This is a genomic window from Flavobacterium psychraquaticum, from assembly GCF_034497725.1.
Lineage (GTDB): Bacteria > Bacteroidota > Bacteroidia > Flavobacteriales > Flavobacteriaceae > Flavobacterium > Flavobacterium psychraquaticum.
In genome coordinates this window covers 391,637-405,585 of the sequence record NZ_JAXKVR010000030.1, presented here as the reverse complement: position 1 = coordinate 405,585, position 13,949 = coordinate 391,637, and the positions used below count along the sequence as shown (strand labels likewise).

14 protein-coding genes are annotated in these 13,949 nt (G+C 29.1%); all 14 read right to left on the bottom strand.

Annotation, left to right across the window (positions count from 1 at the left end):
• Nucleotides 1-124: 124 nt before the first annotated feature.
• Nucleotides 125-2,785: a carboxypeptidase-like regulatory domain-containing protein gene (locus T1L09_RS11570; protein ID WP_322551122.1), complete on the bottom strand. Its 2,661-nt coding sequence runs from the start codon at nt 2,783-2,785 to the stop codon at nt 125-127.
• A gap of 2 nt (nt 2,786-2,787) precedes the next feature.
• Nucleotides 2,788-3,585, bottom strand: coding sequence for a GLPGLI family protein (locus T1L09_RS11565; protein ID WP_322551121.1), 798 nt, complete (start codon nt 3,583-3,585; stop codon nt 2,788-2,790).
• A 61-nt stretch (nt 3,586-3,646) separates the two neighbouring features.
• Nucleotides 3,647-3,868 (bottom strand): hypothetical protein, encoded by a 222-nt coding sequence (locus T1L09_RS11560; protein WP_322551120.1) that lies wholly within the window; start codon nt 3,866-3,868, stop codon nt 3,647-3,649.
• Nucleotides 3,869-3,913: 45 nt separating this feature from the next.
• Complete coding sequence (locus T1L09_RS11555; RefSeq protein WP_322551119.1) at nt 3,914-4,135, bottom strand: hypothetical protein; 222 nt, start codon at nt 4,133-4,135, stop codon at nt 3,914-3,916.
• Between the two features lie 778 nt (nt 4,136-4,913).
• Nucleotides 4,914-5,261 (bottom strand): DUF805 domain-containing protein, encoded by a 348-nt coding sequence (locus tag T1L09_RS11550; RefSeq protein ID WP_322551118.1) that lies wholly within the window; start codon nt 5,259-5,261, stop codon nt 4,914-4,916.
• Between the two features lie 448 nt (nt 5,262-5,709).
• Nucleotides 5,710-8,370 carry a carboxypeptidase-like regulatory domain-containing protein gene (locus T1L09_RS11545; RefSeq protein WP_322551117.1) on the bottom strand — a complete coding sequence of 887 codons (2,661 nt, stop codon included), beginning with the start codon at nt 8,368-8,370 and terminating at the stop codon, nt 5,710-5,712.
• On the bottom strand, nt 8,371-9,057 hold the full coding sequence (locus tag T1L09_RS11540; protein WP_322551116.1) for a GLPGLI family protein: 687 nt from the start codon (nt 9,055-9,057) through the stop codon (nt 8,371-8,373). It lies immediately after the preceding gene.
• Nucleotides 9,058-9,170: 113 nt separating this feature from the next.
• Nucleotides 9,171-9,419 (bottom strand): hypothetical protein, encoded by a 249-nt coding sequence (locus tag T1L09_RS11535; protein ID WP_322551115.1) that lies wholly within the window; start codon nt 9,417-9,419, stop codon nt 9,171-9,173.
• A gap of 391 nt (nt 9,420-9,810) precedes the next feature.
• On the bottom strand, nt 9,811-10,524 hold the full coding sequence (locus T1L09_RS11530; RefSeq protein WP_322551114.1) for a GLPGLI family protein: 714 nt from the start codon (nt 10,522-10,524) through the stop codon (nt 9,811-9,813).
• Between the two features lie 322 nt (nt 10,525-10,846).
• A complete protein-coding gene (locus T1L09_RS11525) occupies nt 10,847-11,551 on the bottom strand; it encodes a GLPGLI family protein (protein ID WP_322551113.1) in 705 nt (234 codons plus the stop codon).
• A gap of 37 nt (nt 11,552-11,588) precedes the next feature.
• Complete coding sequence (locus T1L09_RS11520) at nt 11,589-11,783, bottom strand: hypothetical protein (protein ID WP_322551112.1); 195 nt, start codon at nt 11,781-11,783, stop codon at nt 11,589-11,591.
• Between the two features lie 13 nt (nt 11,784-11,796).
• Complete coding sequence (locus T1L09_RS11515; protein WP_322551111.1) at nt 11,797-12,483, bottom strand: GLPGLI family protein; 687 nt, start codon at nt 12,481-12,483, stop codon at nt 11,797-11,799.
• A gap of 52 nt (nt 12,484-12,535) precedes the next feature.
• A complete protein-coding gene (locus T1L09_RS11510; RefSeq protein WP_322551110.1) occupies nt 12,536-12,766 on the bottom strand; it encodes a hypothetical protein in 231 nt (76 codons plus the stop codon).
• A gap of 367 nt (nt 12,767-13,133) precedes the next feature.
• Entirely contained in the window at nt 13,134-13,835 is a 702-nt protein-coding gene (locus T1L09_RS11505) for a GLPGLI family protein (protein WP_322551109.1), read from the bottom strand.
• Nucleotides 13,836-13,949: the final 114 nt, after the last annotated feature.

Sequence of the window (13,949 nt, the reverse complement as noted above, 5' to 3'; positions counted from 1 at the left end):
TTACTTGGTAATCCGTTTTGAAATTGAAATGTTTTAAAAAGTCAACGTCCCGCAGCTACACGAGGTTTGGGAAAAAGAAACCCAAATCTTGTGTAACTGCTGTTGCAAGAAGCCTTTCTTCTTTTTAAAACCTATATTCCATTTTCAAAAGCACATATCTTGGCATTAATCTATATTCGGTTTGTGAAATGTTGATGTCTGAAATACTGTAATTTCTAAATGTTTCTGTGTTAAAAAGATTATTACCTGACAGGAAAAAAGTTAGTTTATTTTCTTTAACCACATAACGAGCTTCTAAATCCAAGAAATAATATTTATTGTTGTTTTTGTCTAAATTACCAAAAAAGTAACGTTCTGATTGTGCTTGAATATTAAATTTATCATTAAACATAAAAGACAAGTCTAAAAAACTCATATTGTCTGTGAAGTTGTTTTTTATGGTAGTTTGCACTTCATTGTAATTCCATTTTGAGCCAATATGATAATTGAAAAAACCTCTAAAACCGGAACGCAATTCAAAACCATAATTCGCATTGAAGTTTTTAACTTCTCTTAAATTTGAATTGTTGACAATGTTTTTAAAATTAGTTTTTGTTGCTCCTAAATTGATTTTTAAGTTGGATTTTATAGGTTTAAAATACCTATCAATGCTTGATGAAATAGATAAAAATTCACGGTCTTTGATGATAATTTTTTCAGATTGTGAAAAGTTTTGTGCTATAATTGAATTAGTGCTAAAAAAATCATTGTTTTTGGAATACAAGATAAAAGTATTAGCAAAAAACTTGTCGCCCCAACTGCCATACGTATAATTTAAAATAGCACTTGATGAATTTAATTGATTAAACTCTTCTAAACCTCTTGAAAATGAGCGAAAACCAGTTTGTACAAAACCCGAATAAACATCTAAAACTCCAGCATTTGTAGTATTATAAGAGTATGAAGTAAGGAGTTTATTTTTCTCGTTAATTTTCCAATCTAAGCCAATTTTTGGCATTATAAAAAACGGATTTTGATTAGATTTTACATTGTAATTTTCTAATTGATTAGACAATTGATGTGCGTCTGCTTGGGTTAATAAGGCAAAATTCTTTAGTTTAAAACGATATTTTGCTGACAAATACAAATCGTTTGTTGAGTATCTTAAATTGTTTCGATAGCCATTCGGAAAAGCAAGATTGTTTTCGTTTTGTAATAATTCAAATCGAGTATCTAAATTATCTATTCGCAATTGATTACCGATTTTTAGTTCCAACAAATCGCCGTTTTTCTTTTTGTCTAACAAATGAGCTTCTACACCTGCAAATTGCATTTTGTTTTCGCTAAATTGTTTGGTGTTATTAGCGTTTTCGGTAAACAAATCATCAAAAATAAATTGATTAACCGAATAGTTTTGAGGTGTTTTTTCATTAATGTAACGACTTGAAAGTAAAAAAACTTTGTTATCTTTAAACTTGTTTGTGTAAACCAATTTTTGGTCGAAAAGTTGATTGTTTGCATTTAATCGTTCGTTTAATAAATCGTTATTGAATAACAAATCACTTCTATTTTTTTCGTTGGTTTTGTTAAATTTTCCCGTGTATTCAAAAGTTTTAGTTTTTGAAATGTCGTAGGTTAAATCCACTTTTCCAAAACCTGTAATTTGTGTTTTTCTGCCTACAAAATCTTCTTTATTGGTAAAAGTTGTATTACCAACAGAAAATGTTTGCATACTATTTCTGAAATAATCATTTTCATCATTGTTCAAAAACCCTAAAGCTTTAAGCTTTACTTTGTTTGAAAGCGTAAAAATGCTATTCAAAGACAGCATTTCGGCATTGTTTAGATTAGTTCTTTTTTGTTTTAGATTAGGAGTATCAAAGCCCAAGCCTAATAATGAATTTACATTTTGGTCATCACCAATACTACCAGCTTCATCAAAGCTATTGGGACGAATTAAATGATTAATATCTCCAGTAGCATCTTCGCCAGTATTGTTGAGATTGGTTAAGAAATAATATTTATTTTTTTTACCAAAGTTCATCAAATTACTTTTTAATTCGTAACGATTTTCTGAAACTACACCATAACCAGTTTGGATATTACCAAACCAAACTCGTTTGGCATCTTCTTTTAAAGTTAAATTTAAGGCTACTTTATTGCTGTTTTCTATACCTTTTAAGTGTTTATTGTTAGAGTAATTTTGGTATACTTCAACTTTATCAATCGGATTTACTGGCATGTTTTTAGTTAGAATTTTGTATCCTTTTTCAAACATATCATCGCCATCAATCATTACTTTTTCTATTTCTTGATTACCTATTTTGATAGTTCCGTTTTCATCAACATTTATACCTGGAATTTTTTTAAGTAAATCTTCTACTGTTTGTTCGTTGCCTTGTAGAAAAGACTTTGCGTTAAATACAATTGTGTCATTTTTGACATAGATCGATTTTTTTGCCTCTAAAAAAACTTCATTTAGTTCATATATTTTATCTGTAAGAATAAAAGAAACTTTTATTGATTTATGATTTTCATCAATTACTACTTCTTTCTTATTTTCTTCAAACTCAATTGAAGTTGCAATAATTATGAAGTGCCCTTTTTCATTAGTTGATATTTTAAAATTTCCTTCATCGTTTGAATATGTATAAGATATTATTTCATCATTATGATTTTTTAATATGATAGTCACTGAATTTAAAGATACATTTGTTTTAATTTGTTTAACATTACCCTCGATAACTGTTTGAGAAAATAGTAAAAAACTAAACAATAATAATGTAATTGAGAAATACTTTCTCATTATTATTTAAATTCAGTTTGCGTTCTCATTTCATTACTAGGTTCTTTATTTTGAAATGTTGAAAAGCTAAATGAAGATTTATATTCTCGATTTTTATTTCTTGCTGCAATCATTGAAATTTTATCTTTTATCGCAGTTATATATATATCGTCATATTCTTTAAATGTTACTTTTTTGTATTTGAAACGTTTTTTAAAATTTTCAGCTAAGTTTAATTTCTTTTCTGTATAAGGATATTTTATTGTCTTTATTTCCCACTTGTAAACTTTTTCGCTGTCTTCTATAGATAATATTAAACCTGGTAATCCATTAAACTTCCAAGGGCCTATTGCTACTGGTATTTCTAAAGTATACCATGCGATATATGTACGTCCTCTAAAAGTAGTTTGTGCTTTTTTACAATTCATTTTGTTAAATTTTTTTTCACCTTTAAGAAAAATCCATTTCATTTTTGGTAAATTTTCATAAACTGAATATGATTTTTTTAAAATAACCTTTTCAAAAAGGTTTTCTGTTAGTTCATTGGATTTAGTATTAATAAAAACCTCATTTGTAAATTTATCCTCCTTACTATCTAATATAATTTCATCATCATTAAAATTATCAGTTTCTTTTGTTGTATTATTAAATGTTGAAGTATAATAACTAAACTCATTTTGGATTAATAAAATTCCATCATAATTGTTAACAATTGATGGTCTATGTGTAATAGTTTCAGAATATTGCAATTGGATTGCCGCTTTTTTTGTCTGCTGTGCAAATAAATTATTTAACACAAAAAAAAATAAAATATATCTCATAAAATTGGGGTTTAAATAATAGAAGCGAAGCAATTAACTTCGCTTCTTTAATAATTAATGATTAATTCCAAACATTGTAATCTGCTACTGCTAACGCTTTTGCAGCTTTACTACCACATGACATATCATCAGGCACATTTATATCCCAAGTGCCTAAAAAAGTGCCATTTGCGTTATACACATTGTAAGAACAATTTTTAGCCAAAATTAATTCTTCTGTAGTAAATGATGCTGCTAATACAAAAACCGCAATCAACATAAAATTTGTTATAATTTTTTTCATTTTAAATATTTATTAATTTGCTTTAAATGAGTTGTTTTTTTTTATTTAATTCCAAACATTGTATTCGGCAACTGCTAATGCTTTAGCTTTACTGCTACCACATGATACATCATCTGGAACCCATGTATCCCAATTTCCAAGAAATGTACCATCTGCGCTGTATACTTTATATGAACATTTATGCGCAAGGAATACGTCTTTACTAGTAAATGAAGATGTAAAAATAAATATTACTAACATCAACAGAATTGTTTTAATTTTATTCATAATTATATTTTTTTTGCTTCAATCTTTGCAAGAGTTTTTGACTCTTTAAGGCAGTCAAAGATTTTCTGCTATTTTTTCCAATATGGATTTCTGCCTGATACAATAAATTTACTTTCTTCAGTTAGGTGCTATTTCGTTTCTTTACTAAGCCATTTCGTAGGCTGAACGTTGAAATTATGCACGAACGTTGGTCATAAGGTTTCTTGCAACTCATATATACACGAAACTCAAATAATTTAATAGTTTACAAAAACATATTTTAAATATTGAATTTTATCTTTGGCAAATTATAAAATCTTTTCTCATTCCTGTTACAGATTTTCTGTACATTTTCAATTATTTTTTCCAATGTTTGCTGAGATTTTTGTTCAAAAAAAGGGATTTGATGAAAATAAAAACGCTAGAGGGATCAATTTTGAAAATAATTTCGTTCTGTAATTCTATTCTTATAATTTATAACTCACTGTCAACAGAACCACTCGTGGTAAAATGTAAGTAGTGGAACTCGAAATCATAAAATCAGAAAAGGAATTGTTAATTTTCGTACCATTATTCAAGTAGTTTTGTGCCGAAAGTTCAAAACGAAAGGGATTGTTTTTTGAAAATAGTTTTATGAAGTAAAATTTAAAAAGAGCGTTGATTTAAAAAAATTATGTAATGATTTTTATATAATTTGTTGCTTTAAGGTAACGAATTCTTATACTAATTTAAGACATTAATAACGGCCTTTAGGTTTAGCCAAAAACCGTTATTGAAAACCCTCTTTATTTAAATAAATTTACGTTAGTTTTTTTGTTGGATACATACAAAGTATTAAGTTTAGTACAGGTATAAATAACAACCAAACTGAAAAGCCAGCATCTCTTAATCTTCTCACAGTTCCAGAGACTAAAGGTAGTACTAAAATTATATTGATAATCGCTCTTTCATTTCTAAACATTAAGCCGTTGGGTTTAATGTTATTTACTTTCAAATAATTAGCTTCAAATATCCCAAAAACTAAAGAAAGTACTATAAAATTTATTAGAATAATTATAATAAAAAAATAGGACCAATACTCTTTTCTAGTAGTTATCCCGCTAAAATTAAATGTATTTTTAATAATATGTTTTACTGTATTTTTCATCTTTATAATTTTTTTCCATTTTTTATTCTACGGACTACCGCAAGGACGACAATCTTAGGTACTATTTTTTAGTTTTTCAACTGGTTAATATACCGCCCCGTCAACATATTTCTTTTTTATTTTTTGTTAACACTTCACATTTCCTTGAATGAATTCTAGTGTATCTTCAAGTGATTCGTCCTTTTAACAACTTTTTCAAAATTTTCTGCTAACTCATATATACAGAAACTCAAATAATTTAATAGTTTACAAAAACATATTTTAAATATTGAATTTTATCTTTGGCAATTTATAAAATCTTTTCTCATTCCTGTTACAGATTTTCTGTACATTTTCAATTGTTTTTTCCAATGTTTGCTGGGATTTTTGTTTAAAAAAAGTGATTTGCTGAAAATAAAAACGCTACAAGTGTGGATTTTGAAAATAATTGAGTTTTGTAATTCTATTCTTATAATTTATAACTCACTGTCAACAGAACCACTCTTGGCAAAATGTAAGTAGTGGAACTCGAAATCATAAAATCAGAAAAAGAATTGTTGATTTTCGTACCATTATTCAAGTAATTTTGTGCCGAAAGTTCAAAACGAAAGGGATTGTTTTTTTTCTGAAAACTCAAATACGCATTAGCAATTCTAAAATCGGTAGCTAAATTATTGCTGTTTTCGTTGAATGTTACTTGATAATCCGTTTTGAAATTGAAATGTTTCAAAAAGTCAATGTCCAAATCAAAGCCCAATCGATCAGAAGTTAACGAAGATTTAGTCAAACCAGAAAACTGACTAAATGATTTGTTATAACTAACGCTTGCACTTGGCCATTTTTTAGTAGCTGTGCGAAGTTTTATACCTAAAGTCTGGTTGTTTCTATCATTTGAAACTGTCTGATTGTTGATGGTTTGCAGGTAATTGAACCAAGATAAATTCGCATTAAAATTGATTCTAAAGCGATAAATTTTCTTATCAATACTTCCCGAAACGCGATACGATGTTTCCGGATTATCCGTAATTGTTGGCGTGGTGAATTGGTTGATGCCGTCTAAACCAATTTCATTTCGAATGGTTTTGATCTTTTTGGTATAACTCGCATTAGCAAAAAGCATCAAACCACGATACATACTGTTTTTTTTATAGTTTAAAGTGGCGTTGTGAAAACGCTCGTTCTTGAGCAAGGCATTTCCTCTAAACACCGAATTGTAGCTTTGCAACGTATAACGCTCTAGCAAGCGAGTGGCCTCTGGAAATTCATTAACCAATTTATAATTGAACTTTAAATCTTCCGACTGATTGAATTCATATTCACTTAACCAACTCGGTTGTAAAAAAGTGTTGTTCAACGCATAATCACTCGAAATTTGCTGTGTTTTCAAATGAAAATAATGGGCATAAATGGCGGGTTTGTTCACCCATTTGCCTAATTTGAATTTATATTCTAAGCCCAAATACAAATCGTTTAGCAAATAATCCAAATCGTTTCCAAAACCATTCGACGCAAAATCATTGATTGTACCATCGGTTAGATATTGTTTTTCGGTGATTTCAAGCTGTGTCGTTCCTAGATTGTTTCCCAAATTGGTATACAAATGGTTGAAATTATTAATAATCCAATAGTGCTTGAACAAGGCGTCAATACTGTTGTTTTTTACTTTTTTAACTTGCTGAATGTTGTAAAACGTATCGTTTGCTAACGGAATTAATCCGGTTAAGAATTCCGTGTCGGTTAACCATGTATTGCTGGGTTTTTGGTTGTCATAACTTTGATTGACCACCAATGTCGTAGTTTGTTTTTTATTGATTTGCTTGTGCCATTCTACAAATTGTTTAATTTGAATATTATCGGCTTTATTTAACGTTTCAAACGAAGACAATTGCCCATCGCGAGCCGAATTCAACACAGAATTAATATCGTTTGTGCTCGATTGAAACTGGCCATTGTAATACCACTTTTCTTTCGTATTTGGTGTATAATTTAGTTTGATGTTGCCAATGCCTAAAACCGAGTTGTTTCTGCCTGATGAAGAACGTTTTTCAAAGGTAACGGCACTATTTTGAAGGTATTCGATACTACTTTCTGAAGCCGTTTTTGAAAAAAGACTCGAGAAAATTCCATAACCTTCGATATCTAATTTCGTATTGATTTCTTGGCGGAAGTTGATGGCACTAAATCGCGATTTATTTTCTAGAACATCCGTATTGTCCATTGCAAAAGCATATAAATCCGTCAATTGTTTTCGGCCCGAAATAAAACTACTCGCACCGCCTTGAAAACGCATCATATCCTGAAACGAAAAAGTGCGTTTCCCAATGTTGTTGAGGTCACTAATGAAACTGACATTGGTTTTTGGAGCATAATAAAACAAAGCCGCGTGACCCAAATAAAAACCATTATCGTCTGCTACTTCGGCACCCGCTTCTACATCGCCAAAAACGAATTTCTTTTTATCTTCTTTGAGCTTGATGTTCATTGCCAAATCATCCGAATCCGAAACTTGTTTTAGAAAACCTACTTCGTTGAAATTGTCAATTACTTCGACTTTATCAACCGCATCAGCCGGAATGTTTTCTACGCCTAATTTTGTACCACCACCAAAAAACGATTTATTCTCGACTAAAAATTTAGTAACTTTTTTACCTTGAACGGTTACGCCACCGTCTTTATCTACTTCTACACCGGGTAGTTTTTCTAATTGCTCTTTAAGTTTGCGTTCGTTTCCTGTGGTAAAAGCTTTTACATCATAGATTAGCGTATCTTTTTTAACGATTACAGGTTTGTATTCGTGTGTAATAATAATTTCTTTGAGTTCTTGTCCGGTTTCTTTGAGTTTGAAATGATGTTCTTTCTGTGAAAAATTAGCCGGAAGATTTAAAACCTCTTCTTTGTAGCCCAAATAAGAAACGCGAACTTCATAAGGCACTTCTTTTTCTAAATCTAATTTATACCTTCCCATATGATCTGCAATAGCGAATTTGAGCCCTTGTTTTTCAACTAGCGGTTTGGCAATTACATTGGCATTTTGCAAAGGTTTTCCAAGCGAATCTTTCACGGTTCCTAGTAAGGATTGCGAGAAAGAGAACAGTGGGAAAAAGAGAAGTAGAATTAGGTATTTTGGCATTTAGAATTGTGAGTTTGCCTTTAGTTTTTTTGAATATTCTTCTTTTGAGATTACTTTTTTCTTTGGTAATTCAATAGCGATTGTTTCCTTAGATAATGTGATTTTTGTGGCAACATATTTATTTTCATCTTTTTCTAATTCCAATATCAAACCCGGAAGGCCATAATATTCATTGGGACCGAAAGAGTAGGGGATTTCAGGACAAAACCAAGCAACAACGGTTTTTTGTTTCTCTTCGTTCATTCTATTTTTATATTTTTCTACAAGCGTTGCTTTATAACAAATATAGTCATCGATTTTTTTAGATTCATTTTCAATTTTCCAATTCAACTTTATTTTATTATGCACTAAAACATTATCAATCAATTGATAAACAGAACTGTCTTTTAAAAAGGTATAAGTTATATTAAATTCCATTAATAATCTTGAGATTGTTTCTGTAGTTTTAATTTCAGAGTTATTTCTTTTATCATCAATGAAGAAATGGCTCGTTTGACTATTGAAATTTAGCGTTACTTCAAGAGAAGTATTTTCAATAAGTTTCAACAAATCTGTGACATCTTTACTCGCGTTTTCTGCATTTTTATTATTTTCTAAATATTTTTTTGAAATTGTTTCATATTTCACCAGACCTGATTGGGAATAGCAAGTTAAACTAATTAGTAATAGTATTATTGTCTTTTTCATTTATTAATAGGATTAGAGAATTCATAAGGTTATTAATATCTTGGTGTATAACTGTTTTTTAAAAACGAATTGAAATTATTTTATCCTATTTAACAACCTTATGAAATTCAAAATTATGGCAACTCGATTACTGTATCTGCTGGCCCAGAAGCTACTCCACCATTACAAGCAACGAATAAGGCATATGAAAGAGCTGCTGCAAAACTATCGCTCAAAGTAAGGTTTGGATCTATCAAAGTCATTTGGTCAACAGTGATTTGAAGACAGTCTTTCTCTTTTAAGATTAATGCTTTCTCAGCTGTTTCTACCTCAACTTTTGTCTCCTCAATCTCATTCGCCATACCAGCGAAAGAAAACGCCATAAGTGCTACTGCACTAAAAATAAATTTTTTACTCACGAATTTTTATTCTTTTTTTGGAGTTCGTGAATCTTCGATTTCATTTTGTTTGATTTTTTAAAAATACTAAATGCTTTTGTATATACAAAGACAAATCTAAAACATCTATTTTTATTACTGTTACAGATTTTCTGTACATTTTCAACTTTTTTTTCCAGTCTTTGCTAGGTTTTTGGTTTTAAAAATGAGTTTTAGTAAAATTTTTTACGCCGCATTTACTAATTTTGAAATAGAAAGTATTGGATTTTGTTAGCGAGTCTTTCACGGTTGCGATTAAGGATTGCAAGAAAGATAACATTGAAAAAACTAGTAATAGGAATATTGATTTTGGCATTTAGAATTAGTAATAACTAGTTTAATTTTCTTCTGTTAATTTTTTCATTTCAGCATTAAAAATTGCTGTAAACTCTTGTTCGGTTACTTTGCTTTCTTTAGGAAACGAAATTGGAATTTCTGGGCTGATCTTTTCAATACTTTTTAAATAAAACTTCACTTTTGAATTGGTTTTATAGGCTTCAAAGACTAAACCTGGTAAACCATAATAAACGTCTGGGCCAAATGAAAACGGTAAGGCTGGACAAAACCAAGCTTCAATTTTATAAGTTTCTTTACCTCTAAAATCTTCATAATTCACATTTGCTTCAGCACGATAGCACAAAAATTCATTGATGATTTTACTTTCATTAGTAATATTCCATTCATATTTATTGATAGGACTTTCAATAAAGTACTTGTTTCCAGACATTTCTGTCGCAAAAACTTCCTTTTGATTCGCTCTATTATAAAAATGAATTCCACCACCGCCACCCGCTGTGATTGCTCTAGGATTAAATTCAGGAAGTTTCAATTTTTTTACATACTGAAAAACAGCAAATTCGTCATTAATCAATAATTCGTATTCCAGTTGATTGAAAGATTTATTAATGTTGATGATATTGTTTTTAACATTAATATCTTTAATTTCACTCAAATCTTTTTCAGTACTAAAACTAGATTTACCATATACTACTTTATAGTTTTGACTATAAACGGATACTGTAAAAAATAATAAAAAGATAATTTTTTTCATAAAAAATGATTAGCGGCGTAATGCTACTCCGTTTTTTTAAGATTTAACAATAATTTTCGCAGTTAGAATTCTCTGCACTAGCGAAAGAAACCGCCATAAGTGCTACTGCATTAAAATCATTTTTTTACTCACGAATTTTTATTCTTTTTTTGGAGTTCGTGAATCTTCGATTTCATAATTTGTAATTTTTAAAAATATTAAATGCTTTTGTATATAGAAAGACAAATTTTACAATTTAATTTTAATTCTCACTGTTTTCGGTTTTACATTTAACAAAAAGTATCGTGAAACTATTACATAATTGTTATTATGACTTAAGTAATTAAAATCCCTTCTCAAAATCTTCAAATCTTTCTTTTTGAAGTTTGTAATAGTCTTCGGATAAAATTAATTTACCTTTCTTGGGAATTTCAATTGTTTTGACTGAATTTTTTATTAAAATTTCTTTAGCCATATAATGAATATTGCCAATTTGCATTTCTAAAATAATTCCGGGTAAATTACCAATACCATTGGGTCCGTGACTATAGGGCAATTCTGGAGCGAACCAAGCAATTACTTTTACAATTTTATCGTTTTTATTAGCGGTTCCAATCGCTTTAATTGCCGTGAAATTATTTATTTTTTTTTCTTCAGTTAAAATATTCCATTTAAAATCTAAATCTGAATATACCAAAAATTCTTTTTCACCCATAATTGGATTGCCATTATTATTGTAGAAGGATTTGTTTTCAGTGAGATTCATATATCTAGGCACGGTCAAACCAGCTTTAGTAACAGCTAGTCGTTCTTCATAAGTATTAGGTGTGAAATTATCTTCTAACTTAAAAACAGAAATAGAGTCATTAAATATTAATTCTATTTTAACAGTACTAACTAGGTCATCAGCCACCTCAAATGATTTTCTAGCGTCAATAGTAAGGTTTTTTTGAAATGCTTCTTCTTCAACTTGCATTGCAACATATTTAATTGTGCTATTTTGTGCAAAAAGAATGGAAGAACAAAAAATTAGTAGTGAGTATTTCATATTATTAAAATATTTTTTAAAAAAAACATATTGATATTTATGGGTTTACTTGTGTTCCCGTATTTACTTGGCATTGCGCAAATCCTTGGTCGGCAAGTTCAAAAGCATCAGCCTCCGAAGCACCACAAGATAAATAAAATTTAACTTGAGATAGCCATACTTTGAGACAAACAGAGTCTTCTTTTATTTCATCTTTTACTTCATTCGCCATACCAGCGAAAGAAAACGCCATAAGTGCTACTGCACTAAAAATCATTCATTTTATCCAAAGCTTCTTTATATTCTTGCTCGTTTAATATTTTCATTTTTTTTGTATCGATTTCAAAAGTTTCAGTCGTGTTTAGGTCAATTTGTGTTGCTCCATAAACAACATTTCTAACTTGTAATTCTAAAATTAAACCAGGCAAACCGCTATAACCATTTGGACCAAAATTGCTTGGTATTGAAGGGCAATACCAAGCAATTACCGGATGATTAAATATTTTTTCTTTGTTAACAACTTTAAAGTTTGAGGTTGCTTTCATACAGGTAAAACCATCAATTATTTTAGTTTCATTGGTCAAAACCCATTCAACTGCTGCATTTTTCTTTTGATAAATGTTGTTTCCAAGTAAATTAGAATAACAAAAAAGAGAATCTTTTCTTTGATATATTTCTCCTCTATATTGTGCGAAATTAAGATTCGAATTTAAAAGTAGTTTATCATCGGTATTTAAATGGTTTTTAGAATAAAAATAACTTTCATCTGTATTACACAACAACACAAAGTTTAAATGCTTGGCGTCTTTAATTGCCCTATCCATTAATTTCCTTAAATCGGCATTGTCTTTGAAAATATCTTCATTTTGGATAGTAACGTTGTAGGTTATACGGATATTTTTTTGAGCATAACCAATATTTAGCAATAACAATAGGAATAAGTATTTCTTCATTTTTATATTGTAAGGGCTGAAAAAATAGATCAGCCCAATTATTATTTTATATTTAGAATTCGCCGATTTCAGAATTTAATCTAAGGCATAAAAAATAGATGGAATATGACATTCCACTTGCATCCTCGTGATTAAATCCAGCAGATGTTGCGGAAACATAAGCTTGAAACCTTGCAAGATTACAATCTGCGGCCTTTTCAACGGATTCTACTTTTTTTACTTTCTGAGTTTCTTTCTTTTTCTTTACCCCACTATTCGCCATACCAGCGAAAGAAAACGCCATAAGTGCTACTGCACTAAAAATAAATTTTTTACTCACGAATTTTTATTCTTTTTTTGGAGTTCGTGAATCTGCGATTTCATAATTTGTAATTTTTAAAAATACTAAATGCTTTTGTATATACAAAGACAAATCTAAAACATCTATTTTTATTTCTGTTACAGATTTTCTGTACATTTTCAACTTTTTTTCCCAGTCTTTGCTGGGTTTTTGGTTTTAAAAATGAGTTTTAGTAAAAATTTTTACGCCGCATTTACTAATTTTGAAATTGATAGTATTTGATTTTGTCAGCGAATTTTTTACGTTTTTTTTATGGTTTGAGAGTAAGAGAATAATGGGAAAAAGAGAAGTAGAATTAGGTATTTTGGCATTACTGTTTAAAATCTTGTTCTGTTTTTTTGATTAATTCTTTTTCCGAAATGGTTTTGAATTTAGGAAATTCTATTTTTTTAGCGTCCTTTAGAAATAAAATTTCAATAGCAACTAATTTTGTTTTATCAACTTCTACTTCCAAAATCATTCCTGGTAAACCCATATACCCATTAGGACCATAGTTATAGTTTATTTCAGGAGCATACCAAGCAGTTATTTTTTTAACACTAATTTTTCCATATTTGTTTAAATAATTAACTTCACAGGTTGATTTGTAACAAAGAAAATTATTAATCAATTTACTATCGTTTGATAATATCCAATCATAATTATGTTCAATTATAACATTTATATTATTAAAGGGTGAAAATAACAGATTGTTTTCTTTATCATAATAAAATTCCTGAATAGAAAAAGCAGCATCTACCAGATTAGCTATCAGTTTTTGATTTTCATCCAAAAGCATATTCTGGTCTTCTTGACGAAACGAAAACCCATTTTTCATGACGATTAAGCGATATTTTTTGTCTAATAGAGAATTGTTTATTTTTTCAAATAAAGAATTATTTGTCTTTTCTATCATTTCTTTATCAAATGGTTCCAATATTGCTAAATACTTTACCTCAATTGATTGATTATTTTGAGAGAAAGCAATATTTGTAAATATAAATATTTTTAAAAATAGTATTAAATTTTTCATTTTCCATTTTTTAAAGTAAGGTTATCCATCGATCTTAAATTTTAGTTTAAAGATATTGACCTTTTAAAAGTTCAAACTTTGTATTAGATTCTCACTATATAACGAGTAAAGATA